Source organism: Curtobacterium sp. BNK-1 (assembly GCF_048685235.1).
In the GTDB taxonomy this organism is placed as follows: Bacteria; Pseudomonadota; Gammaproteobacteria; order Enterobacterales; family Enterobacteriaceae; genus Pantoea; species Pantoea agglomerans.
On the sequence record NZ_JBLQTJ010000001.1, the window covers coordinates 3385834 to 3410642 of the forward strand.

At 52.6% G+C, this 24809-nt stretch carries 36 protein-coding genes; 3 read left to right on the forward strand and 33 right to left on the reverse strand.

What is annotated here, in order from left to right:
* Positions 1–2 precede the first annotated feature (2 nt).
* From rplF to rpsJ, 18 genes are all read right to left on the reverse strand, one after another.
* Positions 3–536 (reverse strand): 50S ribosomal protein L6, encoded by a 534-nt coding sequence (gene rplF / locus ACMGGP_RS16015; RefSeq protein WP_003850161.1) that lies wholly within the window; start codon positions 534–536, stop codon positions 3–5.
* 13 nt (positions 537–549) lie between these two features.
* Positions 550–942 (reverse strand): 30S ribosomal protein S8, encoded by a 393-nt coding sequence (rpsH, locus tag ACMGGP_RS16020; RefSeq protein ID WP_003850158.1) that lies wholly within the window; start codon positions 940–942, stop codon positions 550–552.
* Positions 943–974: 32 nt separating this feature from the next.
* A complete protein-coding gene (rpsN, locus tag ACMGGP_RS16025) occupies positions 975–1280 on the reverse strand; it encodes a 30S ribosomal protein S14 (RefSeq protein WP_008927132.1) in 306 nt (101 codons plus the stop codon).
* Positions 1281–1294: 14 nt separating this feature from the next.
* Positions 1295–1834 (reverse strand): 50S ribosomal protein L5, encoded by a 540-nt coding sequence (rplE, locus tag ACMGGP_RS16030; RefSeq protein WP_003850155.1) that lies wholly within the window; start codon positions 1832–1834, stop codon positions 1295–1297.
* A gap of 14 nt (positions 1835–1848) precedes the next feature.
* The gene (gene rplX / locus ACMGGP_RS16035) at positions 1849–2163 is read right to left on the reverse strand and encodes a 50S ribosomal protein L24 (protein WP_003850150.1); all 315 of its coding nucleotides are present in this window, start codon (positions 2161–2163) and stop codon (positions 1849–1851) included.
* A gap of 10 nt (positions 2164–2173) precedes the next feature.
* On the reverse strand, positions 2174–2545 hold the full coding sequence (rplN, locus tag ACMGGP_RS16040; RefSeq protein ID WP_006120590.1) for a 50S ribosomal protein L14: 372 nt from the start codon (positions 2543–2545) through the stop codon (positions 2174–2176).
* Between the two features lie 248 nt (positions 2546–2793).
* On the reverse strand, positions 2794–4146 hold the full coding sequence (locus tag ACMGGP_RS16045) for an 8-oxoguanine deaminase (protein WP_498798630.1): 1353 nt from the start codon (positions 4144–4146) through the stop codon (positions 2794–2796).
* A gap of 358 nt (positions 4147–4504) precedes the next feature.
* Positions 4505–4759 carry a 30S ribosomal protein S17 gene (rpsQ, locus tag ACMGGP_RS16050; protein ID WP_003850147.1) on the reverse strand — a complete coding sequence of 85 codons (255 nt, stop codon included), beginning with the start codon at positions 4757–4759 and terminating at the stop codon, positions 4505–4507.
* Complete coding sequence (rpmC, locus tag ACMGGP_RS16055) at positions 4759–4950, reverse strand: 50S ribosomal protein L29 (RefSeq protein ID WP_003850146.1); 192 nt, start codon at positions 4948–4950, stop codon at positions 4759–4761. Before rpmC ends, rpsQ begins: the two co-directional genes overlap by 1 nt.
* Entirely contained in the window at positions 4950–5360 is a 411-nt protein-coding gene (gene rplP / locus ACMGGP_RS16060; protein ID WP_008927134.1) for a 50S ribosomal protein L16, read from the reverse strand. Before rplP ends, rpmC begins: the two co-directional genes overlap by 1 nt.
* Positions 5361–5372: 12 nt before the next feature.
* On the reverse strand, positions 5373–6071 hold the full coding sequence (gene rpsC, locus ACMGGP_RS16065) for a 30S ribosomal protein S3 (RefSeq protein WP_009087585.1): 699 nt from the start codon (positions 6069–6071) through the stop codon (positions 5373–5375).
* 17 nt (positions 6072–6088) lie between these two features.
* Positions 6089–6421, reverse strand: a complete 333-nt coding sequence (gene rplV, locus ACMGGP_RS16070; protein ID WP_008927136.1) for a 50S ribosomal protein L22 — start codon at positions 6419–6421, stop codon at positions 6089–6091.
* Positions 6422–6434: 13 nt separating this feature from the next.
* Positions 6435–6713 (reverse strand): 30S ribosomal protein S19, encoded by a 279-nt coding sequence (gene rpsS / locus ACMGGP_RS16075; protein ID WP_001138115.1) that lies wholly within the window; start codon positions 6711–6713, stop codon positions 6435–6437.
* 16 nt (positions 6714–6729) lie between these two features.
* The gene (gene rplB / locus ACMGGP_RS16080) at positions 6730–7551 is read right to left on the reverse strand and encodes a 50S ribosomal protein L2 (RefSeq protein WP_008927137.1); all 822 of its coding nucleotides are present in this window, start codon (positions 7549–7551) and stop codon (positions 6730–6732) included.
* A gap of 17 nt (positions 7552–7568) precedes the next feature.
* Positions 7569–7871: a 50S ribosomal protein L23 gene (rplW, locus tag ACMGGP_RS16085; RefSeq protein WP_003850708.1), complete on the reverse strand. Its 303-nt coding sequence runs from the start codon at positions 7869–7871 to the stop codon at positions 7569–7571.
* Positions 7868–8473, reverse strand: coding sequence for a 50S ribosomal protein L4 (rplD, locus tag ACMGGP_RS16090; protein WP_003850711.1), 606 nt, complete (start codon positions 8471–8473; stop codon positions 7868–7870). The genes rplW and rplD overlap by 4 nt, the downstream gene beginning before the upstream one ends.
* Positions 8474–8483: 10 nt before the next feature.
* Positions 8484–9113, reverse strand: coding sequence for a 50S ribosomal protein L3 (rplC, locus tag ACMGGP_RS16095; RefSeq protein ID WP_003850712.1), 630 nt, complete (start codon positions 9111–9113; stop codon positions 8484–8486).
* A gap of 32 nt (positions 9114–9145) precedes the next feature.
* Positions 9146–9457, reverse strand: coding sequence for a 30S ribosomal protein S10 (gene rpsJ / locus ACMGGP_RS16100; protein ID WP_001181005.1), 312 nt, complete (start codon positions 9455–9457; stop codon positions 9146–9148).
* A gap of 393 nt (positions 9458–9850) precedes the next feature.
* On the opposite strand from rpsJ, the gene ACMGGP_RS16105 reads away from it, so the two are divergent.
* Positions 9851–10624, forward strand: a complete 774-nt coding sequence (locus tag ACMGGP_RS16105) for a prepilin peptidase (RefSeq protein WP_022625140.1) — start codon at positions 9851–9853, stop codon at positions 10622–10624.
* On the opposite strand, the gene bfr is transcribed toward ACMGGP_RS16105, so the two are convergent.
* From bfr to fkpA, 11 genes are all read right to left on the reverse strand, one after another.
* Positions 10611–11084, reverse strand: coding sequence for a bacterioferritin (bfr, locus tag ACMGGP_RS16110; protein WP_010253012.1), 474 nt, complete (start codon positions 11082–11084; stop codon positions 10611–10613). The two genes, ACMGGP_RS16105 and bfr, sit on opposite strands and share 14 nt — an antisense overlap.
* Before the next feature lie 100 nt (positions 11085–11184).
* Positions 11185–11400 (reverse strand): bacterioferritin-associated ferredoxin, encoded by a 216-nt coding sequence (gene bfd, locus ACMGGP_RS16115; RefSeq protein WP_498798631.1) that lies wholly within the window; start codon positions 11398–11400, stop codon positions 11185–11187.
* A gap of 150 nt (positions 11401–11550) precedes the next feature.
* Complete coding sequence (gene tuf / locus ACMGGP_RS16120) at positions 11551–12735, reverse strand: elongation factor Tu (protein WP_010253018.1); 1185 nt, start codon at positions 12733–12735, stop codon at positions 11551–11553.
* 68 nt (positions 12736–12803) lie between these two features.
* On the reverse strand, positions 12804–14918 hold the full coding sequence (gene fusA / locus ACMGGP_RS16125) for an elongation factor G (RefSeq protein WP_010253020.1): 2115 nt from the start codon (positions 14916–14918) through the stop codon (positions 12804–12806).
* Between the two features lie 90 nt (positions 14919–15008).
* Complete coding sequence (gene rpsG / locus ACMGGP_RS16130) at positions 15009–15479, reverse strand: 30S ribosomal protein S7 (protein ID WP_003852909.1); 471 nt, start codon at positions 15477–15479, stop codon at positions 15009–15011.
* A 96-nt stretch (positions 15480–15575) separates the two neighbouring features.
* Entirely contained in the window at positions 15576–15950 is a 375-nt protein-coding gene (gene rpsL / locus ACMGGP_RS16135; protein WP_003852912.1) for a 30S ribosomal protein S12, read from the reverse strand.
* Between the two features lie 124 nt (positions 15951–16074).
* Positions 16075–16362 carry a sulfurtransferase complex subunit TusB gene (gene tusB, locus ACMGGP_RS16140; RefSeq protein ID WP_010253026.1) on the reverse strand — a complete coding sequence of 96 codons (288 nt, stop codon included), beginning with the start codon at positions 16360–16362 and terminating at the stop codon, positions 16075–16077.
* Positions 16363–16371: 9 nt separating this feature from the next.
* Positions 16372–16731: a sulfurtransferase complex subunit TusC gene (gene tusC / locus ACMGGP_RS16145; RefSeq protein WP_498798632.1), complete on the reverse strand. Its 360-nt coding sequence runs from the start codon at positions 16729–16731 to the stop codon at positions 16372–16374.
* Positions 16731–17117, reverse strand: coding sequence for a sulfurtransferase complex subunit TusD (gene tusD / locus ACMGGP_RS16150; protein WP_010253028.1), 387 nt, complete (start codon positions 17115–17117; stop codon positions 16731–16733). Before tusD ends, tusC begins: the two co-directional genes overlap by 1 nt.
* Positions 17117–17839, reverse strand: coding sequence for a helix-turn-helix transcriptional regulator (locus ACMGGP_RS16155; protein ID WP_010253029.1), 723 nt, complete (start codon positions 17837–17839; stop codon positions 17117–17119). The genes tusD and ACMGGP_RS16155 overlap by 1 nt, the downstream gene beginning before the upstream one ends.
* 166 nt (positions 17840–18005) lie before the next feature.
* Positions 18006–18851, reverse strand: coding sequence for an FKBP-type peptidyl-prolyl cis-trans isomerase (fkpA, locus tag ACMGGP_RS16160; protein ID WP_498798633.1), 846 nt, complete (start codon positions 18849–18851; stop codon positions 18006–18008).
* 269 nt (positions 18852–19120) lie between these two features.
* Here fkpA and ACMGGP_RS16165 point away from each other — a divergent pair, with 269 nt between their 5' ends.
* Positions 19121–19339: a SlyX family protein gene (locus tag ACMGGP_RS16165; RefSeq protein ID WP_010253031.1), complete on the forward strand. Its 219-nt coding sequence runs from the start codon at positions 19121–19123 to the stop codon at positions 19337–19339.
* 95 nt (positions 19340–19434) lie between these two features.
* On the opposite strand, the gene slyD is transcribed toward ACMGGP_RS16165, so the two are convergent.
* The 4 genes from slyD to kefG form a co-directional block, all read right to left on the reverse strand.
* Positions 19435–20007, reverse strand: a complete 573-nt coding sequence (gene slyD / locus ACMGGP_RS16170; RefSeq protein ID WP_163793758.1) for a peptidylprolyl isomerase — start codon at positions 20005–20007, stop codon at positions 19435–19437.
* A 197-nt stretch (positions 20008–20204) separates the two neighbouring features.
* Positions 20205–20399, reverse strand: a complete 195-nt coding sequence (locus tag ACMGGP_RS16175) for a YheV family putative zinc ribbon protein (protein ID WP_010253033.1) — start codon at positions 20397–20399, stop codon at positions 20205–20207.
* A gap of 23 nt (positions 20400–20422) precedes the next feature.
* Positions 20423–22228: a glutathione-regulated potassium-efflux system protein KefB gene (gene kefB, locus ACMGGP_RS16180; protein ID WP_010253035.1), complete on the reverse strand. Its 1806-nt coding sequence runs from the start codon at positions 22226–22228 to the stop codon at positions 20423–20425.
* Positions 22229–22780 carry a glutathione-regulated potassium-efflux system ancillary protein KefG gene (gene kefG, locus ACMGGP_RS16185; protein WP_301250326.1) on the reverse strand — a complete coding sequence of 184 codons (552 nt, stop codon included), beginning with the start codon at positions 22778–22780 and terminating at the stop codon, positions 22229–22231.
* A 112-nt stretch (positions 22781–22892) separates the two neighbouring features.
* Between kefG and ACMGGP_RS16190 the strand changes: the two genes are divergently transcribed.
* Positions 22893–24797, forward strand: coding sequence for an ABC transporter ATP-binding protein (locus ACMGGP_RS16190; protein WP_010671582.1), 1905 nt, complete (start codon positions 22893–22895; stop codon positions 24795–24797).
* Positions 24798–24809 lie beyond the last annotated feature (12 nt).

Sequence of the window (24809 nt, forward strand, 5' to 3'; positions counted from 1 at the left end):
CCTTACTTCTTCTTAGCCTCTTTGGTACGCACGACTTCGTCGGCGTAACGGACACCCTTGCCTTTATAAGGCTCAGGACGACGGTAGGCGCGCAAGTCCGCTGCAACCTGACCAATCAGCTGTTTATCAGCGCCTTTCAGCACGATCTCAGTCTGAGTTGGACATTCTGCAGTGATACCCGCGGGCAGCTGGTGATCGACTGGATGAGAAAAGCCCAGAGACAGGTTAACCACGTCGCCTTTAACGGCTGCACGATAACCTACACCAACCAGCTGCAGCTTCTTAGTGAAGCCTTCGGTAACACCGATTACCATTGCGTTCAGCAGCGCGCGAGAAGTACCCGCCTGCGCCCAGCCGTCAACGAAACCTTCGCGCGGAGCGAAAGTCAGAGCGTTGTCAGCATGCTTAACTTCAACAGCATCATTGATAGTACGAGTCAGCTCGCCGTTTTTACCTTTAATCGAAATTACCTGACCGTTGAGTTTTACCTCTACGCCGGCAGGAACAACGACAGGTGCTTTAGCAACACGAGACATATGTATCCTCCGATTACGCTACGTAGCAGATAATTTCGCCACCAAGACCTGCCTGGCGCGCTGCACGATCAGTCATGACACCTTTAGATGTAGAAACTACAGCGATGCCCATACCAGCCATTACCTTTGGCAGCTCATCTTTTTTCTTATAGATGCGCAGACCAGGACGGCTTACTCGCTGAATGCTTTCTACAACAGCTTTGCCCTGGAAATACTTGAGAGTAAGTTCCAGTTCCAGCTTGATGTCGCCTTCGATTTTGAAATCTTCAATATATCCTTCTTCCTTCAGAACGTTGGCAATTGCCAATTTCAGCTTGGAGGAAGGCATGGTGACCGCAACTTTGTTTGCGGCCTGACCGTTACGGATACGGGTCAGCATATCCGCGATCGGATCTTGCATGCTCATCTGTGTTACTCCCGTGATTCAATTGGTGACAATTACCAGCTAGCCTTTTTCAGGCCCGGGATTTCACCGCGCATGGCGGCTTCGCGGACCTTGATACGGCTCAACCCAAACTTCCGCAGGAAACCGTGCGGACGACCTGTTTGACGGCAGCGGTTACGCTGACGCGAAGGGCTGGAATCACGCGGCAGACTCTGCAGCTTCAGAACAGCATCCCAACGATCTTCGTCGGAAGCGTTCACATCAGAGATGATCGCTTTCAGTTCAGCGCGTTTAGCGAAGAATTTGTCTGCTAATTTTGCACGCTTAACTTCGCGTGCTTTCATAGATTGCTTAGCCATTAAGTAACCCTACCTTACTTACGGAACGGGAAGTCAAAGGCAGCCAGCAGAGCACGGCCTTCATCATCAGATTTCGCAGTAGTGGTAATGGTGATATCCAAACCACGAACGCGATCGACTTTGTCGTAGTCGATTTCTGGGAAGATGATCTGCTCACGTACACCCATGCTGTAGTTGCCACGACCATCGAATGACTTAGCGGACAAGCCACGGAAGTCACGGATACGTGGAACAGCAATGGTGACCAGACGCTCAAAGAACTCCCACATGCGCTCGCCACGCAGAGTTACTTTACAGCCGATCGGATAGCCCTGACGGATTTTGAAGCCTGCAACTGATTTGCGTGCTTTGGTGACCAGCGGTTTTTGACCGGAGATTGCTGCCAGGTCAGCTGCTGCGTTATCCAGCAGTTTCTTGTCAGCGATCGCTTCACCAACACCCATGTTCAGGGTGATCTTCTCGACCCGAGGGACTTGCATGACAGAATTGTAGCCAAACTCTGTCATGAGTTTCTGGACTACTTCGTCTTTGTAGTAATCATGCAGTTTCGCCATCGTACTACTCCAAATTACTTGATAGTTTCGCTGTTAGACTTGAAGAAACGGACTTTTTTGCCGTCTTCGAATCTAAAGCCTACACGGTCAGCCTTACCAGTTGCCGCGTTGAACAGTGCAACGTTAGAAACCTGAATAGCAGCTTCTTTTTCAACGATGCCACCTGGTTGGTTCAGAGCCGGAACCGGCTTCTGATGTTTCTTCACCAGGTTGATACCTTCAACGATGACCTTACCAGAAGACAGGACATTCTTAACTTTACCGCGCTTACCTTTATCTTTACCGGTTAACACGATAACTTCGTCGTTACGACGGATTTTAGCTGCCATTGTTCGCTCCTTAGAGTACTTCTGGTGCCAGAGAGATAATTTTCATGAACTTTTCAGTACGAAGTTCACGAGTTACCGGCCCAAAAATACGCGTACCGATAGGCTGCTCACTGTTATTGTTCAGAATAACGCATGCATTACCATCGAAGCGAATGACAGAACCGTCCGGGCGACGAACACCCTTCCTGGTGCGCACCACTACCGCCTTCAGGACATCACCTTTTTTGACTTTACCACGCGGAATTGCTTCCTTGATGGTAACTTTGATGATGTCACCGACGCCTGCGTAGCGACGGTGCGAGCCACCCAGAACCTTGATACACATTACGCGACGTGCACCGGAGTTGTCGGCGACGTTCAGCATAGTCTGTTCTTGGATCATTTTAGTGCTCCGCTAATGTCAACTACTACTTCGGGACCTAAACCTCAGGTCGTTAGAAAGCCCCATAATTGAGGGCGCGGCATTGTAACACCGGTTCTCACAGATGGGTAGAAAAAATAAACGGCTCTCAATCGAGCCGCTGATTTCCCCTGATGACAGGGAGGGCGTATTCTAGGGAATAGTGCGAACAGTAGCAAATGTAATCTGCCTTATTTTTCGTCGCCTCCCAAATAAAGTGCCCTTCTGACTCAACCAGCCAGTTTCCTGGCCAGTTTGTTATGCTGACGCAACACGGCTGGCAGTTCAATTCCGGCCACTTGTCCGTCCCGTACCCGGACTTTTCCGTTAATGATGCTATAGGCAACCTGTCCCGGATTACAGAACACCAGGGCGGCGACAGGATCGTGCCCTGCCCCGGCAAGTCCAATTCGATTCAGGTCAAAAATGGCCAGATCGGCCATCATGCCCGGCGCAATGGTGCCCACATCATCGCGGTTTAGCACCTTTGCTCCACCCAGCGTCGCCAGTTCCAGTGCCTGACGTGCCGTCATCGCATCCGGGCCGAAGCCAACGCGTTGCAGCAGCATCGCCTGACGAACCTCGGCCATCATGTCTGAGCTGTCATTGGAGGCTGAGCCATCCACACCCATACCCACGTGTACGCCGGCATCACACATATGGCGTATCGGCGCAATACCGGAACCGAGACGCATGTTCGAGCAGGGACAGTGCGCGACCCCGGTACCGGTACGTGCAAAGAGTTCTATGCCATGCTGATCCAGTTTGACGCAGTGTGCATGCCAGACATCCGGTCCTACCCAGCCGAGGTCTTCAACATACTGTGCTGGCGTCATATTGAATTTTTCACGGCTATAACGGATATCGCTGTCGTTCTCCGCCAGATGGGTATGCATAGAGACATTGAAGCTGCGTGCCATCGCTGCGGATTGCTTCATCAGCTCACGGCTGACTGAAAACGGCGAACATGGCGCAACCACGATGCGTAACATCGAACCGTGGCTGTCATCATGGTAGCGCTCAATCACACGCTGCGTATCTTTAAGAATGGCGGCTTCATCCTCTACCAGTGCATCGGGTGGTAAGCCACCCAGGGACTTACCGACGCTCATGCTGCCCCGGCTCGCATGGAAACGCATGCCCATTAAGGCTGCAGCCTCAATACTGTCGTCAAGCTTACAGCCATTCGGGTAGACGTAGAGATGGTCACTGGTGGTGGTGCAGCCGGAGAGCATTAACTCGGCCATGGAGATCTGTGTTGAGATATGAATCATCTCAGGCGTCAGATTCTGCCACAGTGGATAGAGGTGGGTCAGCCAGTTAAAGAGCTCGCCGTTTTGCACTGCAGGAATAGCGCGGGTCAGGCTCTGATACATGTGGTGATGCGTATTGATCAGGCCAGGGATGACAATGTGTCCTCGCAGATCGATGATCTCATCCGCGCTATCGGGTAACGAGCGTGCTTCCCCGACTGCAACGATCTTATTTCCTTTTATCAGAATAGAAGCGTTACCTATTTCCCGACGGTCAGCATCCATGCAGACCACACATTCAGCATTCTTCAGTAACAGAGTTCGTTCCATGCTATTGCCTGTGGGTAGTGGTTGTGTGTTACCCGATAATAGCGGCAAGCTTTTGGCAGAGCTAATCGCAGGTAACGCAGCTAACAGTGGCAATTTTAACAGTGACCGGCGTAAGCGGTCATGACTCTCCATTTTCACGGCACATTTCCTTGTACAGTTATGATAACCCCGGCGTTTATAGCCTGGCGCTTTCAGGCCACCTCGCCTGAAGAGAGGCAGCTTAATCCCTGCAAATCCCTGAATTTGTGAGCACCATCAAATCCGTATTGCCACGGGCACAAATGGATCAAGCCCGAATCGCAGGCAAAAAAAAACCCCCTGCCGAAGCAGAGGGTTTCCTCAGAAAAAACGATTCTTATTACAGAACAGCTTTCTCGATTACGCGAACCAGGGTCCAGGATTTAGTCTTGGACAGTGGACGGCATTCGCGGATTTCTACCACGTCACCAATTCCACATTCATTGTTCTCGTCATGGATGTGCAGCTTGGTCGTACGTTTAATGAATTTGCCGTAGATCGGGTGTTTCACGAAACGTTCGATAGCAACAACTGCAGATTTCTGCATTTTGTCACTTACTACACGACCCTGCAGAGTACGGATTTTATCGGTCATTACGAACCCGCCTTCTCAGTCAGTAAAGTCTTAACGCGTGCAACATCACGGCGAACCTGTTTCAGCAGATGAGTCTGCTGCAGTTGGCCAGATGCTGCCTGCATGCGCAGGTTAAATTGCTCACGCAGCAGATTAAGCAGCTCAGTGTTCAGCTCTTCAACGCTTTTTTCACGCAGCTCAGTTGCTTTCATTACATCACCGTCTTAGTTACAAAGGTGGTTTTGATAGGCAGTTTTGCTGCTGCCAGCTTGAATGCTTCACGGGCCAGCTCTTCTGGTACGCCGTCCATTTCATACAGGACTTTACCAGGCTGGATCAGGGCAACCCAATACTCTACGTTACCCTTACCTTTACCCATACGCACTTCCAGCGGCTTCTCGGTGATCGGTTTGTCCGGGAATACTCGGATCCAGATCTTACCTTGACGCTTAACTGCACGGGTCATAGCACGACGTGCTGCTTCGATCTGACGAGCAGTCAGACGACCACGGCCAACAGCTTTCAGACCGAAAGTACCGAAGCTGACATCCGTACCCGCAGCCAGACCGCGGTTACGGCCTTTGTGCACTTTACGGAATTTCGTACGCTTTGGTTGTAACATCAGCGACTCTCCTTACTTACGGCCTTTACGCTGCTGCTTTTTAGGTTGAGCAGCCGGTTCCGGTTGTTCAACAGCAGCCATACCACCCAGGATCTCACCTTTGAAGATCCATACCTTAACGCCGATTACACCATAAGTGGTGTGCGCTTCAGAGGTGTTGTAGTCAATGTCAGCACGCAGTGTGTGCAATGGCACGCGACCTTCACGATACCATTCGGTACGTGCGATCTCGGCGCCACCCAGACGGCCGCTAACTTCGACTTTAATACCCTTCGCGCCAAGACGCATGGCGTTCTGAACTGCACGCTTCATAGCACGACGGAACATCACACGACGCTCCAGCTGTGAAGTGATGCTGTCAGCTACCAGTTTCGCGTCCAGTTCCGGCTTGCGGACTTCGGCGATATTAATCTGTGCAGGAACGCCAGCGATATTCGCGACGACCGTGCGCAGTTTTTCTACATCTTCGCCTTTCTTACCGATAACGATGCCCGGACGAGCGGTGTGAATAGTCACACGGATGCTCTTCGCTGGACGCTCGATAACGATACGAGAGACAGATGCTTTAGCCAGTTCTTTAGTCAAAAACTGACGTACTTTAAAATCGCTGTCCAGGTTGTCAGCGAATTCTTTGGTGTTCGCAAACCAGGTAGAGTTCCATGGTTTTACAATACCCAGGCGAATACCATTAGGATGTACTTTCTGACCCATTGCTAGTCTCCAGAGTCTCAGCGATCGGACACAACCACAGTAATGTGGCTGGTGCGCTTCAGGATGCGATCTGCACGACCTTTGGCACGCGGCATAATGCGTTTCATGGTCGGACCTTCATCAACGAAAATTTTCGTGATTTTCAGATCGTCGATATCAGCGCCATCGTTGTGTTCGGCGTTAGCAATGGCAGATTCCAGAACTTTTTTGACCAGTACAGCCGCTTTCTTATTGGTGTAGGTCAAAATGTCCAGTGCCTGCGACACTTTCTTACCGCGAATCAGGTCAGCAACAAGGCGAACCTTCTGAGCAGAAGAACGAGCGTGGCGATGTTGAGCTAAAGTTTCCATCTCTTCCTCCTACTTATTTCTTCTTGGCTTTTTTATCAGCCGCGTGACCGCGATAAGTACGTGTCGGCGCGAATTCACCCAGTTTGTGACCAACCATTTCGTCGGAAACAAAGACAGGAACGTGCTGACGACCATTATGGACAGCGATGGTCAAACCGATCATGTTAGGAAAGATCGTTGAACGACGGGACCAAGTGCGCAAAGGCTTCTTGTCACCGCTTTCCACCGCTTTCTCTACCTTCTTCAGCAAGTGCAGGTCAATAAAAGGACCTTTCTTGAGAGAACGTGGCATGGCTTATCCTCTAATATTATTTGCTACGGCGACGTACGATAAACTTATCGGTACGCTTGTTGCTACGGGTCTTCTTACCTTTGGTCTGAACGCCCCACGGAGTTACCGGGTGCTTACCAAAGTTACGACCTTCACCACCACCGTGCGGGTGATCAACTGGGTTCATCGCGGTACCACGAACGGTAGGACGAACACCACGCCAACGGGCTGCACCAGCTTTACCCAGAACGCGCAGCATATGCTCAGCGTTGCCGACTTCGCCCAGTGTTGCGCGGCAGTCAGACTCGACTTTACGCATTTCACCTGAACGCAGACGCAGGGTAACGTAAGAACCTTCACGCGCAACGATCTGCACGTAAGCACCGGCTGAGCGAGCAATCTGACCGCCTTTGCCTGGTTTCATTTCTACGTTATGCACGGTTGAACCCACCGGGATGTTACGCATCGGCAGAGTGTTACCTGCTTTAATCGCAGCATCAACGCCAGATTGGATCTGGTCGCCGGCTTTCAGGCCTTTAGGGGCCAGGATGTAACGGCGCTCGCCGTCTTTGTACAGAACCAGTGCGATGTTCGCAGAGCGGTTCGGATCGTACTCAAGACGTTCAACAACTGCCGGGATACCGTCTTTGTTGCGTTTGAAGTCAACAATACGATAAGCCTGCTTGTGACCACCACCGATATGACGGGTAGTGATACGACCATTGTTGTTACGGCCACCGGATTTGCTGTTTTTTTCTACCAGCGGGGCAAATGGTTTGCCCTTGTGCAGCTCCGCGTTTACCACTTTAACTACATGGCGACGACCCGGAGATGTCGGTTTACATTTAACAACTGCCATTGTCTTTCTCCTCCGACTTACTCAGCGCCGCCAGCGAAGTCCAGATTCTGGCCTTCTTTCAGGGTGACGTAAGCTTTTTTCCAGTCGCTACGACGACCGATACGCTGTCCTTGACGCTTAACTTTGCCCTTAACTACCAGGGTGTTTACGTCTTTAACTTCTACTTCGAACAGTTTCTCAACAGCAGCAACGATCTCTGCTTTGGTCGCGTCATTAGCAACTTTGAGAACGATGGTATTGGTTTTTTCCATCGCGCTAGATGCTTTTTCAGATACGTGCGGCGCGCGCAGTACTTTCAGCAGACGTTCTTCACGGATCATGCCAGCATCTCCTCAACTTGCTTAACTGCATCAGCAGTCATAACGACTTTGTCGAAGGCGATCAGGCTAACTGGGTCGATACCGGATGCATCACGTACGTCAACCTTGTACAGGTTGCGCGCAGCCAGGAACAGATTCTCATCCAGTTCACCGGTGATGATCAGCACGTCTTCCAGAGCCATGTCTTTCAGTTTCTGTACCAGCAGCTTGGTTTTCGGTGCTTCTACAGCAAATGATTCGACAACGATCAGACGATCTTGACGTACCAGTTCGGACAGGATGCTTTTCAGCGCGCCGCGGTACATCTTTTTGTTAACTTTTTGACTGTGGTCCTGCGGCTTCGCAGCAAAGGTCACACCACCTGAACGCCAGATTGGGCTCTTTACAGAACCTGCACGTGCACGGCCGGTGCCTTTTTGACGCCATGGCTTTTTGCCTGAACCGGTTACTTCGGCGCGAGTTTTCTGCGCGCGAGTACCCTGGCGGGCGCCAGATGCGTAAGCAACAACAACCTGGTGAACCAGCGCTTCGTTGAAATCACGACCGAAGGTAGTTTCGGAAACAGTCAGCGCGCTCTGCGCGTCTTTCAATACTAATTCCATTGCTATCCCCTTACGCCTTCACAGCTGGTTTAACGATCAGGTCGCTACCGGTAGCACCGGGAACTGCACCTTTAACCAGCAGCAGGTTGCGCTCAGCGTCAACACGTACTACGTCCAGACTCTGAACGGTTACGCGCTCATTACCCAGCTGACCTGCCATTTTCTTGCCTTTGAACACTTTGCCCGGAGTCTGGTTCTGACCGATAGAACCCGGAACGCGGTGAGACAAGGAGTTACCGTGAGTAGCGTCCTGGGTACGGAAGTTCCAGCGCTTAACGGTACCGGCGAAACCTTTACCTTTAGAGGTACCGGTTACGTCAACTTTCTTAACTTCAGCGAAAATCTCAACGCTGATGCTCTGACCTACAGAGTATTCTTCACCTTCAGCGGTGCGGAATTCCCACAGGCCACGGCCAGCTTCAACGCCAGCTTTAGCAAAATGACCAGCTTCAGGTTTGGTCACACGGTTTGCTTTTTTAGCACCGGTGGTAACCTGAATTGCCTGGTAACCATCGTTTTCCAGGCCTTTGACCTGAGTAACGCGGTTCGCTTCAACTTCGATTACGGTGACGGGGATAGAAACGCCATCTTCAGTGAAGATGCGGGTCATGCCCACTTTTTTACCGACTAAACCAATCATTGTTTCAACCTCTCAATCGCTCGATGACCTGATTAACCCAGGCTGATCTGCACGTCAACACCGGCAGCCAGATCCAGACGCATCAGAGCATCAACGGTTTTTTCAGTTGGCTCAACGATGTCTACCAGACGCTTGTGAGTGCGGATTTCGTACTGATCACGCGCATCTTTGTTAACGTGCGGAGAGATCAGAACAGTAAAACGCTCTTTGCGGGTTGGCAGCGGGATTGGACCACGAACCTGCGCACCAGTGCGCTTGGCGGTCTCAACGATTTCCGCGGTTGATTGATCGATCAGACGATGATCAAACGCTTTAAGACGGATACGGATTCTTTGGTTCTGCATGAGACCAGAGCTCCAAACTTTTTATAGACGAAAAAAATTACTACTCGAGCCCATTACGATTGATGGGAGAGTGTAATCGTTCAGCATATGACTCCACAATTGGGAGTATTGTCAGGCGGCCTAAATTTCAGCCGTCTGCGATTCTGCTCGAATCGCGCCTGCAATATCTGCAGGCCCGCGCATTATACGTAAATCTGTTCAGGAAGCAACCCGTGTTGAGGTTTTACCCATTAAATTGTGGCCGGTTCGTGAAGCGTGCGTCGCATTGCACTGCCGTATCGCTGATAAATCAGTTATTCAGTTGTGAGTCTGTTTCCGCCCTTCTTCATTCATAGGTGACACAGAACCCGTTGCCCACGAGAGTGCATCTAACCTTTCGTCTGGAGCATAATCATGTCGCCCACTCTGATAACTCACATTGCTGCACTCGCAGGCGGAGGTGCATTGGGAAGCTTTCTTTCGCTGACCAGCCAGCGCTTCACCCCCGCCCTCTCACCCGCTCAATGGTTTGCCCTACTCTGCTTTCCGGGTTCGCACTGTAATCATTGCCAGCAGCGCCTGCTGTGGCGAGATGCGCTGCCGTTAGTCAGCTGGCCTGGCTTAAAAGGGCGGTGTCGCTTCTGTCATCGCGCGTTCGGCGCAGAAAGCGTTGTCATTGAATGGCTGTTTGCCCTTCTGTGCCTGCTGGTGCTGCAGAGTTTTGACCACTCTGCGGAGGCTATTTTTATTATTACGGCCTCCGGCCTCTTGCTGCTCATGGCTGCCATCGATCGCCGCCACTTCTGTATACCTGATCCGCTCAATTATCTGCTGCTCTGGTCCGGATTACTTCATGCCACGCTGTCCGGAACCGAAACAACGGCGATATGGGGTGCTGTGGCGGGCTACTGTGCGTTGTGGCTGCTCGCCTGGAGCTATCGGCAGATGCGGGGGTACGAGGGATTAGGTTATGGCGATATCAAGCTCTTCGCAGCGTTAGGTGCCTGCTGTGGCTGGCAGGCATTACCCTGGATTGCGCTGGGTGCCACCGTTATGGCGCTGACGTCGATCGTGATGCTGCAACTGCGGGGTTTTATTCAGGGGGACAGCCCGCTGCCGTTTGGCCCTTTCCTGGCCATTGCGGGCTGGGTAGCGATAGTACTGCAGACCCGATTCACTCTTGTTTGATTTGAGCCTGCAGATAGTTCTGGATGCCCATCTTCTGGATTAACTCAAGTTCCGTCTCAATCCAGTCGATGTGATGTTCCTCATCAGCCAGGATTTCAATCATCATGTCACGGCTGACATAGTCATGCACTTTGTCAGCATAGGAGATAGCTTCACGAAGGTCTTTCGCGCCCTCCAGCTCCAGATTCAGGTCTGAACTCAGCATCTCTTCAACATCTTCACCGATACGGAGCCGTCCTAGATCCTGAAGATTTGGGATCCCTTCAAGGAAAAGAATACGCTCAATATATTTATCGGCATGTTTCATCTCATCGATTGATTCATGGTATTCCACATCATTGAGGCGCGTCAGACCCCAGTTTTTGAACATGCGCGCATGAAGAAAGTACTGATTGATAGCAACCAGTTCATTTCCAAGCAGTTTGTTGAGATGACTGATAACTTTGATATCGCCCTTCATTGTTAACCCTCCGCGTCTGGTTTATTAGAGCGTAGATGCGGTTAAAAAGAAGTCAAAAAAACGCGACAGATATTGTGGGTATTCACGCACCGATCGTCGGTCAGGCTATCTCTTTGTAGAGTGGTGCATGCTGCATCTCTTCATCCATAATTTCACGCGCAGCACGAATACATTTGCCGCATTGCTTGCCGACTGGCACAAGCTGGCGCAGTTGCTGAATAGATTTGGGCTGATAGCGACGCACGACTTCACGAAGGGTTTTATCACTGATGGCATTACACAGGCAGACGTACATTGATTCATCACTCGGGTACATTTTCTGTACACAGTGTAAATGCGAATCGTTTTTATTTCAAACCCACCCTTTGCAGGGTTATGGCGTTTTCAGAGCAAAAAAAAAGAGCACCGAAGTGCTCTTTTTACTGTGTTGCAGTGGCCATTTACACAGCCACAGCAGATATCACAATTAAGCGATAACTTTAGCAACAACACCCGCGCCAACGGTACGGCCGCCTTCGCGGATTGCGAAGCGCAGACCTTCGTCCATTGCGATTGGGTGGATCAGGGTAACAACCATTTTGATGTTGTCGCCTGGCATTACCATTTCAACGCCTTCTGGCAGCTCTACTGAGCCGGTTACGTCAGTTGTACGGAAGTAGAACTGTGGACGATAGCCTTTGAAGAACGGAGTATGGCGACCACCTTCGTCTTTAGACAGAACGTAAACTTCTGACTCGAACTGGGTGTGCGGCTTGATTGAGCCTGGCTTAGCCAGAACCTGGCCACGCTGGATGTCTTCACGCTTGATACCGCGCAGCAGAACACCACAGTTTTCGCCTGCCTGACCCTGATCCAGCAGCTTACGGAACATCTCAACACCGGTACAGGTTGATTTCACAGTATCTTTGATACCCACGATTTCAACTTCGTCGCCGACTTTAACGATGCCGCGCTCAACACGACCGGTAACAACGGTACCACGGCCAGAGATTGAGAATACGTCTTCGATTGGCAGCAGGAACGGCATGTCGATCGCACGCTGTGGCTCTGGGATGTAGTTGTCCAGATGCTCAGCCAGTTCGATGATTTTCGCTTCCCACTCTGGGTTGCCTTCCAGCGCTTTCAGAGCAGAACCACGAACGATTGGAGTGTCGTCGCCTGGGAAGTCATATGCTGACAGCAGGTCACGAACTTCCATCTCTACCAGTTCCAGCAGCTCTTCATCATCAACCATGTCACACTTGTTCAGGAACACGATGATGTAAGGAACGCCAACCTGACGACCCAGCAGGATGTGCTCACGGGTCTGTGGCATTGGGCCATCAGTCGCAGCAACAACCAGGATCGCGCCGTCCATCTGCGCAGCACCGGTGATCATGTTTTTCACATAGTCGGCGTGGCCTGGGCAGTCAACGTGCGCATAGTGGCGAGTCGGGGTTTCATACTCAACGTGTGAAGTGTTGATGGTGATACCACGTGCTTTCTCTTCTGGTGCGTTATCGATCTGATCGAATGCACGAGCCTGGCCGCCGTAAGTTTTAGACAGTACGGTGGTGATAGCTGCAGTCAGGGTGGTTTTACCGTGGTCGACGTGACCGATGGTGCCCACGTTTACGTGCAGTTTGTTACGCTGAAATTGCTCTTTCGCCATGGCGATAATTCCTTACGTTGTGCCTTCACCATCTGGGTGAAGGCATCAGTTCAAATTTAAACCGTAGCTTATTTGCTACGAGCTTCAATAACGGCCTGCGCTACGTTGTTTGGCGCATCGTCATACTTCAGGAACTCCATGGAGTAAGAAGCACGACCTTTGGTCAGAGAACGCAGCTGAGTTGCGTATCCGAACATCTCAGACAACGGAACTTCAGCGTGAATCTGAACGCCAGTAGCGTTAGATTCCTGCCCTTTGAGCATACCACGACGACGGCTAAGGTCACCGATGACATCACCCGTGTTCTCTTCTGGCGTTTCAACTTCAACCTTCATGATAGGCTCAAGCAGAACAGGTGTCGCTTGTTTAAAGCCTTGTTTGAAGGCAAGAGACGCGGCCAGTTTAAACGCCAGTTCTGAGGAGTCGACATCGTGGTAAGAACCGAAGTGCAGACGCACGCCCAGATCCACAACCGGGTAACCAGCCAGAGGGCCTGATTTCAGCTGCTCCTGGATACCTTTGTCAACCGCAGGGATGTATTCACCAGGAATCACACCACCTTTGATGTCGTTGACAAATTCGTAGCCTTTCGGGTTCGAACCTGGCTCCAGTGGGTACATGTCGATAACAACATGGCCATACTGACCACGACCACCAGACTGCTTGGCGTGTTTACCTTCAACATCGGTAACTTTGTTGCGAATCGCTTCACGGTAAGCAACCTGTGGTTTACCCACGTTTGCTTCAACGTTGAACTCACGCTTCATACGGTCAACGATGATGTCGAGGTGCAATTCACCCATACCGGCGATGATGGTCTGGTTAGATTCTTCATCAGTCCATACGCGGAATGATGGGTCTTCTTTTGCCAGACGGCCCAGAGCCAGACCCATTTTTTCCTGGTCAGCTTTGGTTTTTGGCTCAACGGCGATAGAGATTACCGGCTCCGGGAACTCCATGCGCTCAAGGATGATGACGTTATCTGGGTCACACAGGGTGTCACCAGTGGTCACATCTTTCAGGCCAATCGCAGCTGCGATATCACCCGCACGAACTTCTTTAATCTCTTCACGCTTGTTAGCGTGCATCTGAACGATACGGCCCAGACGCTCACGGTTTGACTTAACCGGGTTGAACACGGTGTCACCCGTGTTAACAACACCAGAGTAAACGCGGAAGAAGGTTAAGTTACCCACGAACGGGTCGGTAGCGATTTTGAACGCCAGTGCAGCAAACGGCTCGTTGTCATCAGAGTGACGAACAGCCGGCGTGTCTTTACCGTCGTCCAGCATACCGTTGATCGCGGTAACGTCAGTCGGTGCTGGCAGATATTCAACAACTGCATCCAGCATCGCCTGAACACCTTTGTTCTTAAATGCAGAACCACAGGTTACCAGGATAATTTCGTTGTTCAGAACACGCTTACGCAGAGATGTTTTGATCTCTTCTTCAGTCAGTTCTTCACCACCGAAGAATTTCTCCATCAGCTCATCAGAGCCTTCAGCAGCGGCTTCAACCAGCTTCGCATGCCATTCTTCAGCCAGTTCCTGCATATCAGCTGGGATATCTTCGTAGACGAAGGTTACACCCTGGTCTGCGTCGTTCCAGTTGATTGCTTTCATTTTCACCAGGTCAACAACACCGGTGAATTTCTCTTCTGCGCCGATAGCCAGCTGCAGAGGAACTGGAGTTGCGCCCAGACGAACTTCCATCTGTTTAACAACTTTCAGGAAGTTAGCACCCATGCGGTCCATTTTGTTAACGAACGCAATGCGTGGAACTTTATATTTGTTAGCCTGACGCCATACGGTCTCAGACTGTGGCTGAACGCCACCAACTGCACAGTAAACCATTACCGCGCCATCAAGCACACGCATAGAACGCTCAACTTCGATGGTGAAGTCAACGTGTCCTGGGGTGTCGATAATGTTTACGTGGTGTGGTTCAAACTGCTTGGCCATACCAGACCAGTAACAGGTGGTCGCAGCGGAGGTGATGGTAATACCACGTTCCTGTTCCTGCTCCATCCAGTCCATGGTTGCTGCGCCGTCATGTACTTCACCGATTTTGTGGTTTACACCGGTGTAGAACAGAACGCGTTCGGTAGTGGTAGTCTTACCGGCGTCGATGTGCGCACTGATACCGATATTACGGTAGCGGGCAATGGGTGTTTTACGAGCCATTTGATTCCTCTGATTCTCGGACGTTCAAGGTAAGTCGACCCCAGCGGGTTGGCTGATTGAGCGCCCGCTGGTTTAACAACTACGTGGTGATTACCAACGGTAGTGTGCGAACGCCTTGTTGGCTTCTGCCATGCGGTGAACGTCTTCACGTTTCTTAACTGCTGTACCTTTGTTCTCTGCAGCATCAGAAAGTTCGTTCGCCAGGCGAAGAGCCATTGATTTATCACCGCGTTTACGAGCAGCATCTACGATCCAGCGCATTGCCAGAGCATTACGACGAACCGGACGGACTTCTACTGGTACCTGATAAGTAGAACCACCAACGCGACGTGACTTAACTTCGACAGTCGGACGCACGTTTTCCAGAGCTACTTCAAAAGATTCCAGCGCGTTTTTACCTGAACGCTGAGCCAGGGTCTCAAGCGCGGTATAAACGATTGATTCTGCAGTAGATTTTTTACCATCTACCATCAGGATATTTACAAATTTGGCCAGCAGCTCTGATCCGAACTTAGGATCTGGCAGAATTTTACGCTGACCAATGACGCGACGACGTGGCATGGAAATACTCCGTTGTTAATTCAGGATTGTCCAAAACTCTATGAGTTTATTTTGACATTTAATTTAAAACGTTTGGCCTTACTTAACGGAGAACCATTAAGCCTTTGGCTTCTTCACGCCGTACTTGGAGCGAGCCTGCTTACGGTCTTTAACACCTGAGCAGTCAAGCGCGCCACGAACGGTGTGGTAACGCACACCTGGCAGGTCTTTTACACGACCGCCACGGATCAGGATCACGGAGTGTTCCTGCAGGTTATGACCTTCACCACCAATGTAGGAGGTAACTTCAAAACCGTTGGTCAAACGCACACGGCAGACTTTACGCAGTGCGGAGTTTGGTTTCTTAGGAGTGGTGGTGTACACACGAGTACAAACGCCACGTTTTTGCGGGCAAGCTTCCAGCGCCGGCACGTTGCTCTTTGCAACTTTGCGGACGCGTGGTTTGCGAACCAGCTGGTTAACTGTTGCCATTAAATAGCTCCTGGATTTGCTTTTGCTTCGTAAACACGTAATAAATCGCCTCGTAGAATTACGAGGAGGCAGAATTTTAGGGCTGAGTCAAAGGGGTGTCAAGAAATAACCAGGTTTTAGCCGATTACCAGACCATTTGTTGCTGATGCCTGATCGTTAGCGTGACAAACCCAGTATAGTCTACTGACTGCACACGGGTCGAAATTTGTCCAGCGAGACCGCGAGCCTGGACATCTTCGTCCAGCACCCAGAGCGTCGCTTCGCTCTCTGACAGTCGCATCAATGCGTGGCTGCCAGCTAAAGCGGCCAGCACGCCATCCTGCAACAGCAGCAGGTCATCACCCGCACCCGCCATTAAAAGCAGGCTCTCAAGGTCACAGTGTGCCGGTGAGTGCAGTAACGTATGCAGCATTAACGTCTCTTAAAAAGTAAGAATGCGATCGTAGCTGGCCAGCGTCTGTCGCAGTGCCGGCGCGTCCAGTAGCGTAACATCCAGCAACCAGTCAGCGTCAACCTCTAATCCACGCGCTATCAGCGATGTCCGGCAGAGATAGCAGTGTTCAATCTCATATAGTGCCAGCACGCCAAAGGTCGCGGCATAGTGACGGCTCTTAATCGTCTCAGGTTGCTGGTGCAGATTAAGCTGCAGCACGCCATCACCGATAAAAAACAGGCCGATATCCTCACTGAGCGCGCCCGTGGCCAGCGCGGCATCCAGCCCCTCACGTCCTGCGCTGCTGCCGTGCGGCGCCCGGGTAAAGACAAACGCGACCCGATTCATCAGAACTGCACCATGCGTTCACAGCTCAGCGCCGCTTCCGCCAGCGCGCCCAGCCCGCTCAGGGTAAAGCCCGGCTGCAGGTTACTGCCCGCCAGCTGGAGTCGTGCCGCTTCCTGCTGGTCGCTGACGCCACGACGCAGCGCGGCCGCCACACAAATATTCAGTGCCACACCCTGCTCCTGATGCAATGTCTGCCATGCGCGCACCAGATCAAACTCATCACTGGCGGGCGACGTCAGTTGGTTAGCGTTCAGCACCCCTTCGCGATAGAAGAAAACGCTGTCAAGCTGATGGCCTGCCGTCAGCAGTGCGCGGGCAAACAGCCAGGCACTGGTCGCCTGTTGCGTACCGTAAGCCGGTCCGGTGACCAGCAGGGTGTAACGCATTACCGCTCCTGCCCCTGGAAGTCGCCATTTTTAAACTGACGGATGTAGAGATAGACGGTGTGTTTGGAAATATTCAGCCGATCGGCCACCTGGTTGATGGCATCCTTGATGTCGAAGATCCCCTTCTCATACAGGTTCAGCACAATCTGACGATTCTTGGCGTTGTTCGATACATTACGGTCAGCACTCACCTCTTCAATGGTGAACTCCAGCGTCTGCATCACCAGATCGTCTACCGAACTGGCGAAGTTGACGTTGGAGTCAACCTGCTGCATCTCGGGCGGCATAAAGGTCGACATGATCTGTGAGAACGGCACATCAAGGTTCATGTTGATGCAGAGCAAGCCAATGACCCGCTGCTGACGGTTACGAATCGCAATCGTGACTGATTTCATCAGCACGCCGCTTTTGGCACGTGTGAAGTAGGCACGGGAGACATTACTATCCGCGCCATGCATATCATGCAGCATACGCAGGGCTAGATCGGTAATAGGCGAACCGACTTTACGTCCGGTGTGTTCACCATTAGCGATACGCACGGCCGAACACTTAAGATCTTCAAGCGAATGCAGGACAATTTCACAATGCGAACCGATCAACATCGCCAGGCCATCCACGACAGCCTCGTACGATTTCAGAATATCGTAATCACTTTGTTCGAACGGGCGCTGCTCCAGAAGATCGAAGTCGCTCAGTTCACCCGGATTGAATGGATTAGACATTGAAGAGTATCACCCTGAATGGCTGGAGCCTGTCACAGCGGCTTATGGGCAGACTCAATATTGGGATAATTAGGCAGGCATTAGTCTGGCAAATGTCGTCGGCTTATGCCAGAGGTTTGTCGTGAAGCCGAAATGAAACCGCCGCCCGGAGGCGGCGGTCAGCAGATTACTGCGCTTTTTCTGCAGCAGCAGGCGCAGGAGCCTGTGCTTTTTCATCTGCCTTTGGCGCGGGTTTGATATCAAGCAGCTCGACATCAAACACCAGGGTGGAGTTAGCCGGGATGCCCGGAACGCCATTTTTGCCGTAAGCCAGATTTGGTGGGATCACCAGCTTGATCTTACCGCCTTTCTTCACGTGCTTCAGACCTTCAGTCCAGCCCGGGATGACACCATCAAGACGGAATGAGAGTGGCTCGCCACGGGTATAAGAGTTGTCGAATTCAGTACCGTCAATCAGCGTACCTTTGTAGTTTACCACTACAGTATCGCTGTCTTTAGGTGCATCGCCGGTACCCTCTTTCTCAACTTTATACAGCAGGCCGCTTTCGGTTTTCTTCACGCCGCTCTCTTTAGCAAATTTGGTTGCGTAAGCTTCGCCCTTTTCAGAGTTCTCTTTCGCATCTTTTTCCATTTTCGCTGAGGCTGCGCCTTTCACGCGGCCTTCAAAGGATTGCAGCGTCTGCTCAATCTCTTCATCAGAGAGTTTGCTCTTGCCACCAAATGCATCCTGAACACCAGCGATCAGCTGCTGCTTATCCAGTTTGATGCCCAGTTTTTCCTGCTCCTTCAGGGAGTTGTCCATGTAGCGACCCAGCGAAGCACCCAGCGCGTAGGCAGACTGCTGGTCTTCATCTTTGAAGGCAGCATTTTTCGGTGCCTGAGGCGTAGACTGTGGCGCGGCGGCTGGTGCAGCCTGTGGCGCCGCAGCGGTATCTGCCGCCATTGCCAGCGGAGCATTCAGCGCAACAGCCATGGTGGTAGCTAACAATGTGACTTTAAACAGTGATTTCATCCATTCTCCAAAACCGAAGCGTCTAACCTCGGGAAACATTGCGGACTTCAGGGTCCACACTATAACTTTACGTGGCAGTGTCGAACACTCCCACAATGTAATTACCCGGTTAACCTCCGACCTTTATAACATCGGGAAGTTTCATCAGAGATGATGCCGCGCTGCCTTTTTTCAAGCGCAACGCCTCCGGGCGTGAAAAAAACAGGTGATTCCTGGCATTCAGATCGTAGAATCACGCCCCGAGTCGCACCTTAACAGAGGAACAGGTCATGCAACAATCTGAGTGGGAACAGCGTCTGGAGACGCTGGAGAGCAAACTGGCCTTTCAGGAGATGACTATCGATCAGCTGAACAGCGCGGTCGTTCAGCATGAGCTGGAGATGAATAAGATGCGTGAGCAGATGCGCATTTTAACCGACAAGCTCAAAGCGAATGCGCCATCGATCGTCGCCTCACAATCTGAAGAGACGCCACCACCGCATTACTGATCGCGGGCTATCTGGCCCCGGCTTACCCGGGCAGAACCAGAATACGTGCCAAAAGAAAGGCCACCCGAGGGTGGCCTTGAAAGGTCTGTTGAGACTTAGTGGCTGCAGCCGCAGCCGCCAGTGCCACAACCGCCTTTACCCTGATCATGGTCGTGATCATGGTCGTGATCATGGCCGTGATCGTGGTCATGATGATGGCCATCTGCACCGTGAACGTGGCCATGAGCCAGTTCTTCCGGCGTGGCTTCGCGGATAGCAACCACTTCAACGTTGAAGTTCAGGTTCTGACCCGCCAGCATGTGGTTACCATCAACCACGACGTGATCATCTTCCACTTCGGTGATTTCTACCGGTACCGGGCCCTGATCGGTTTCTGCCAGGAAGCGCATGCCAACCTGCAGTTCGTCAACGCCCATGAAGACGTCTTTAGGAACGCGCTGCACCAGGTTATCGTCATACTGACCGTAGGCATCGTTTGCCGGGATATGCACGTCAAACTTGTCGCCGGCAATGTGGTTTTCCAGCGCATTTTCCAGACCAGAAATCAGGGAACCATGACCGTGCAGGTAGTCTAACGGTGCACTCACCGGTGACTCGTCAACTAACACGCCGTCTTCTGTACGTACCTGATAGGCCAGGCTTACCACCAGGTCTTTTGCTACTTTCATGATATCTCCTAACCGTTGAGAGCTGAGATCCCGTCTCATTGGTCTATTCTTTCGTGCAATAACACCAACCAGAAAGGTTCGGGGCTGAGTACAAGAGGGTTTTCACTTTCTCTTGCGACTACAGCGTTAATGGCGACAATTGTAACGGAATTCAATCCCGCTGTAAGTCCAGGCGTAAAAAAAGCTGCGCCATTCCGCTACTCAGGATGAAAAATACCGATAACCTGCTCATTAGTGCGAACCTGATCGCGCGCCTGCTTATCGGCCTCACGCATCTGGTGACCACACTTCACGCACTCCACCACATCGACATTATTTTCACGCCACATTGCCAGCGTGTCCTTCTCCTGGCAGTGCGGGCATGTCGCACCAGCAATAAAACGTTTACGCATTAGCTTCTGCCTGTTTAAAGAGGTTATTCATCATCGTCCCAGCCGTCGATCTGCCGCTTTTCGCGCTGCATTTCGCGCTGGAAGATATCTTCCAGTTCACGCCGCGCTTCACGGACGCGCGAAGCCTGCGCGCTTTCAGAGAGATTGGGCATCAGCTCGCGCAGCATCCGCATATCAAGATGGCGGAAATACTGCTGGGCGCGGTGCGCCTGATGCGGATGCATCCCCAGCGTCATCAGCGTTTTACGTCCCAGCTCCAGCGCACTGGAGAAGGTCTCACGCGAGAACTGCGTGACGCCCGCCTGAAGCAGTTCATGCGCTTCTACACGGCCCCGGGCGCGCGCCTGAATCTGCAACTGCGGAAAATGCTGCTGGCACAGATGTACAATCGTCATCACATCTTCGGGCTCGTTACAGGTGATCACAATCGCCTGAGCGCTGGCCGCACCGGCTGCCCGCAGCAACTCCAGTTCAGTAGCATCGCCGTAATAGACCTTATAGCCATATTTCCGCATCAGACTGACTGCACTGATGTCGCGCTCAAGCACGGTGATGCGTTTGTTATTCGCCATCAGCAAACGACCCACCACCTGCCCGAAGCGACCAAAGCCCACCACAATCACCTGCGGCTGATCGTCTTCGACAAAGTGTTTCTCTGCCTCGTCATCCGGCTCATTGAAGCGGCGTGCCAGCAGACGATCGATTCCCTTCATCAGCAGCGGTGTGGTCATCATCGACAGGGTCACCGTCACCAGCAGCATCGGCAGTTGATCGCCAGAGAACAGCTTTGCCGAGGAGGCCGCTGAAAAGAGCACAAAGGCGAACTCGCCCCCCTGACTCAGCACGCCAGCAAACTGCTGCCGCTCAGAGCTGCGCAAGCCATAAATGCGCGCCAGCAGATAGAGCACCAGCGTTTTCACCGCCACCAGCGTCACGACACCCAGCAGGATGGTCACAATATGGGTATAGAGCACACCGAGGTTGAGCGCCATGCCAACCGAAATAAAGAACAGGCCCAGCAGTAAACCTTTAAACGGGTCGATGGCGACTTCCAGCTCATGCCGGTACTCGCTCTCCGCCAGCAGGATCCCGGCAATAAAGGTCCCCAGCGCCATCGACAGACCCAGCGCATCCATAAACAGCGCCGAGCCCAGCACCAGCAGCAGCGAAGCGGCGGTAAAGACTTCGCGCACGCCCGACGCAGCGATGTAACGGAAGATAGGCCGCAGCAGATAGCGTCCGCCTACCAGCATGCCGGCAAACGCCAGTACTTTCATGCCGACCTTCATCCAGTCGATATGACCGCTGTCGGTTCCGGCCAGCAGCGGGATCAGCGCCAGGGCTGGGATCACCGCGATATCCTGAAACAGCAACACCGAAAAGCCCAGTTGCCCCGCTTCGCTGCGATTCATGCCTTTATCCATCATCAGCTGCAGGGCCATGGCGGTCGAGGACATCGCCAGACCAATGCCGCCAATGATCGCCGCCTGCCAGCTAAAGTTGGTCAGCCACAATAAGCCGCCCAGAATCGCCGCTGAGAAGATCACCTGCGCCGCGCCGACGCCAAAAATGGAGCGGCGCAGCGCCCACAGCTTTGCCGGGTTCAGCTCCAGCCCGATAATAAACATCAGGAACACCACGCCGAGCTCAGAGAAGTGCAGAATCTCGTCGACGTCGCTGATAAAGCCTAATCCCCACGGGCCGATAGCGATACCCGCCACCAGATAGCCCAGAACTGCACCAATACCGAGGCGAGCCGCCACCGGTACAATCAATACCGCCGCGACCAGATAAATCACCCCGGCGGTCAGCAGCGTTTGCCCTTCCATCTATACCCCTCCATTCGGCAGCGGTGCCGCCAGCCAGTCGCCATAGGCGCGGGCGTAATTTTTCATTAATTCAGGACTCTGACGACGCGCCCAGTAGACGATCATCGGCGGCATCCAGTGCATACGGCACATCTGCGCGGTCAGCTCAAAAGGACGCATAATGTCATTGAGCGAATAGCGGTTCAGACCCTGATGTCTGAAGGCACTTTCCGGTTCTCCGGTGGTGACGACGCTGCGCCAGTACTTTCCTTCCAGCGCATTGCCATCCACGCCATTGGCGAAACCGCGCGACAGAACTCTGTCCAGCCACTCTTTCAGCAGCGCCGGACAGCTATAGGTATAGAGCGGATGCTGAAAAATGATGACATCATGTTCACGCAGCAGCTGTTGTTCATGGTGAATATCGATAAAAAAATCCGGATAGGTTGCGTACAGATCGTGCACGGTAACGTGTTCCAGTTCCTGAGCCGGCTGCAGCAGAATCCGATTGGCGATCGAATCCTGTGATTCCGGATGAGCATAAAGCAGCAAAACCCTGGGTGGCTGCGACATCCTTTCCCTCCAAAGCGTCGTCATTGGTGCGGTTTTCCGCTACCATGCACGACGCAGCAAAATCTCATTATGTTGCCAGTAAATTAACATATTCTGACGATACGGCGCTTACATGATTGTCTTCTCAGCCTTACAAATTCGCCGCGGCATCCGCGTCCTGCTCGATAATGCCACCGCCACCATTAATCCCGGCCAGAAGGTCGGGCTGGTGGGTAAAAACGGCTGTGGAAAATCCACGCTGCTGTCGCTGTTAAAAGGTGAAATCACCAGCGATGCCGGTACCGTCACTTTCCCCACTCACTGGGCGCTGGCCTGGGTGAATCAGGAAACCCCTGCGCTGGATAAAGCCGCGCTGGAGTACGTGATTGATGGCGATCGCCAGTTTCGCCAGCTTGAAGCAGAACTGGCGGACGCCAATCTGCGTGACGATGGCAATGCCATCGCACTGCTGCATGGCAAGCTGGACGCGGTGCAGGCGTGGAGCATCCATGCGCGCGCCTCAAGCCTGCTGCATGGTCTGGGCTTCAGTCAGGAACAGTTGCAACGCCCGGTCAGCGACTTCTCGGGTGGCTGGCGCATGCGCCTCAACCTGGCACAGGCGCTGATTTGCCGTTCCGATCTGCTGCTGCTGGATGAACCGACCAACCACCTCGATCTCGATGCGGTGATCTGGCTGGAGCGCTGGCTGAAGAGTTATGAAGGCACGCTGATCCTGATCTCGCACGATCGTGATTTCCTCGATCCCGTCATCGACAAAATTATTCATATCGAACAGGAGTCGATGTTCGAATATACCGGCAACTACAGCTCCTTTGAGCGGCAGCGCGTCGCCAAACTGGCTCAGCAGCAGTCACTGTATGAGAGCCAGCAGGAGAAAGTGGCGCACCTGCACAGCTACATTGATCGCTTCCGCGCTCAGGCCACCAAGGCGAAGCAGGCGCAGAGCCGCATCAAGATGCTGGAGCGCATGGAAATGATTGCGCCCGCCCATGTCGATAACCCATTCAGCTTCACTTTCCGCAAGCCGGAGAACCTGCCTAATCCACTGATGAAGATGGAGAAGGTCACGGCGGGTTATGGCGATCGTATTATTCTCGACGCCATCAAGCTCAACCTGGTCCCCGGCTCGCGCATCGGCCTGCTGGGACGTAACGGTGCCGGTAAATCGACCCTGATTAAGCTGCTGGCGGGTGAGCTGGAGGCGATGGACGGCAAGATGGGTCTGGCGAAAGGGATCAAGCTCGGTTACTTCGCCCAGCATCAGCTGGAGTATCTGCGAGCCGATGAGTCACCGCTGCAGCATCTGTCGCGTATTGCGCCTGAGGTGCTGGAACAGCAGCTGCGCGACTATCTGGGCGGCTTCGATTTCCGCGGCGATAAAGTCACTGAAATCACTGAGCGCTTCTCCGGCGGAGAGAAAGCGCGACTGGTGCTGGCGCTGATTGTCTGGCAGCGCCCTAACCTGCTGCTGCTGGATGAACCCACCAACCATCTCGATCTCGATATGCGCCAGGCGCTGACCGAAGCGTTGATCGACTTCGAAGGTGCGCTGGTCGTGGTATCGCACGACCGACATCTGCTGCGCGCGACCACCGACGATCTCTATCTGGTGCATGATGGCAAAGTGGATGTGTTTGAAGGCGATCTCGAAGATTATCAGAAGTGGCTGAGCGATCTGCAGAAGCAGCAGGCGCAACAGGATGCCGCGCCGAAGCAGGATAACGGCAACAGTGCCCAGGCGCGTAAAGACCAGAAGCGTCGTGATGCTGAACTGCGCACCCAGACGCAGCCGCTGCGCAAAGAGATAGAGAAGCTGGAAAAGCAGATGAGCAAATGGCAGAGCCAGCTGGCCGAAGCCGAAGCTCAGCTCTCAGACAGCGCTATCTATGAACAGAGCCGTAAAGCGGACCTGACCACCGCGCTGCAGCGTCAGGCGGAGAGCAAATCTGCGCTGGAAGAGGTGGAGATGGCGTGGCTGGAAGCGCAGGAACAGCTCGAACAGATTATGGCCTCATAAAAAAATCTCCCC

Coding starts and splice junctions, on each gene's coding strand:
- kefB (WP_010253035.1), bottom strand. CDS start 22,228: ATGGAAGGGCAAACGCTGCTGACCGCCGGGGTGATTTATCTGGTCGCG.
- rpsQ (WP_003850147.1), bottom strand. CDS start 4,759: ATGACCGATAAAATCCGTACTCTGCAGGGTCGTGTAGTAAGTGACAAA.
- rplD (WP_003850711.1), bottom strand. CDS start 8,473: ATGGAATTAGTATTGAAAGACGCGCAGAGCGCGCTGACTGTTTCCGAA.
- ACMGGP_RS16045 (WP_498798630.1), bottom strand. CDS start 4,146: ATGGAACGAACTCTGTTACTGAAGAATGCTGAATGTGTGGTCTGCATG.
- rplF (WP_003850161.1), bottom strand. CDS start 536: ATGTCTCGTGTTGCTAAAGCACCTGTCGTTGTTCCTGCCGGCGTAGAG.
- rplB (WP_008927137.1), bottom strand. CDS start 7,551: ATGGCAGTTGTTAAATGTAAACCGACATCTCCGGGTCGTCGCCATGTA.
- rpsC (WP_009087585.1), bottom strand. CDS start 6,071: ATGGGTCAGAAAGTACATCCTAATGGTATTCGCCTGGGTATTGTAAAA.
- ACMGGP_RS16190 (WP_010671582.1), top strand. CDS start 22,893: ATGATTGTCTTCTCAGCCTTACAAATTCGCCGCGGCATCCGCGTCCTG.
- rplV (WP_008927136.1), bottom strand. CDS start 6,421: ATGGAAACTTTAGCTCAACATCGCCACGCTCGTTCTTCTGCTCAGAAG.
- ACMGGP_RS16175 (WP_010253033.1), bottom strand. CDS start 20,399: ATGCGTAAACGTTTTATTGCTGGTGCGACATGCCCGCACTGCCAGGAG.
- tusB (WP_010253026.1), bottom strand. CDS start 16,362: ATGCTGCATACGTTACTGCACTCACCGGCACACTGTGACCTTGAGAGC.
- rplE (WP_003850155.1), bottom strand. CDS start 1,834: ATGGCGAAACTGCATGATTACTACAAAGACGAAGTAGTCCAGAAACTC.
- rpsG (WP_003852909.1), bottom strand. CDS start 15,479: ATGCCACGTCGTCGCGTCATTGGTCAGCGTAAAATTCTGCCAGATCCT.
- kefG (WP_301250326.1), bottom strand. CDS start 22,780: ATGTCGCAGCCACCCAGGGTTTTGCTGCTTTATGCTCATCCGGAATCA.
- tusC (WP_498798632.1), bottom strand. CDS start 16,731: ATGAATCGGGTCGCGTTTGTCTTTACCCGGGCGCCGCACGGCAGCAGC.
- rpsJ (WP_001181005.1), bottom strand. CDS start 9,457: ATGCAGAACCAAAGAATCCGTATCCGTCTTAAAGCGTTTGATCATCGT.
- rplW (WP_003850708.1), bottom strand. CDS start 7,871: ATGATCCGTGAAGAACGTCTGCTGAAAGTACTGCGCGCGCCGCACGTA.
- ACMGGP_RS16165 (WP_010253031.1), top strand. CDS start 19,121: ATGCAACAATCTGAGTGGGAACAGCGTCTGGAGACGCTGGAGAGCAAA.
- bfr (WP_010253012.1), bottom strand. CDS start 11,084: ATGAAGGGCGATATCAAAGTTATCAGTCATCTCAACAAACTGCTTGGA.
- bfd (WP_498798631.1), bottom strand. CDS start 11,400: ATGTACCCGAGTGATGAATCAATGTACGTCTGCCTGTGTAATGCCATC.
- rpsN (WP_008927132.1), bottom strand. CDS start 1,280: ATGGCTAAGCAATCTATGAAAGCACGCGAAGTTAAGCGTGCAAAATTA.
- tusD (WP_010253028.1), bottom strand. CDS start 17,117: ATGCGTTACACCCTGCTGGTCACCGGACCGGCTTACGGTACGCAACAG.
- rplP (WP_008927134.1), bottom strand. CDS start 5,360: ATGTTACAACCAAAGCGTACGAAATTCCGTAAAGTGCACAAAGGCCGT.
- ACMGGP_RS16155 (WP_010253029.1), bottom strand. CDS start 17,839: ATGTCTAATCCATTCAATCCGGGTGAACTGAGCGACTTCGATCTTCTG.
- tuf (WP_010253018.1), bottom strand. CDS start 12,735: ATGGCGAAAGAGCAATTTCAGCGTAACAAACTGCACGTAAACGTGGGC.
- rplX (WP_003850150.1), bottom strand. CDS start 2,163: ATGGCAGCTAAAATCCGTCGTAACGACGAAGTTATCGTGTTAACCGGT.
- fkpA (WP_498798633.1), bottom strand. CDS start 18,851: ATGAAATCACTGTTTAAAGTCACATTGTTAGCTACCACCATGGCTGTT.
- ACMGGP_RS16105 (WP_022625140.1), top strand. CDS start 9,851: ATGTCGCCCACTCTGATAACTCACATTGCTGCACTCGCAGGCGGAGGT.
- rplC (WP_003850712.1), bottom strand. CDS start 9,113: ATGATTGGTTTAGTCGGTAAAAAAGTGGGCATGACCCGCATCTTCACT.
- rpsS (WP_001138115.1), bottom strand. CDS start 6,713: ATGCCACGTTCTCTCAAGAAAGGTCCTTTTATTGACCTGCACTTGCTG.
- rpmC (WP_003850146.1), bottom strand. CDS start 4,950: ATGAAAGCAACTGAGCTGCGTGAAAAAAGCGTTGAAGAGCTGAACACT.
- slyD (WP_163793758.1), bottom strand. CDS start 20,007: ATGAAAGTAGCAAAAGACCTGGTGGTAAGCCTGGCCTATCAGGTACGT.
- rpsH (WP_003850158.1), bottom strand. CDS start 942: ATGAGCATGCAAGATCCGATCGCGGATATGCTGACCCGTATCCGTAAC.
- rplN (WP_006120590.1), bottom strand. CDS start 2,545: ATGATCCAAGAACAGACTATGCTGAACGTCGCCGACAACTCCGGTGCA.
- fusA (WP_010253020.1), bottom strand. CDS start 14,918: ATGGCTCGTAAAACACCCATTGCCCGCTACCGTAATATCGGTATCAGT.
- rpsL (WP_003852912.1), bottom strand. CDS start 15,950: ATGGCAACAGTTAACCAGCTGGTTCGCAAACCACGCGTCCGCAAAGTT.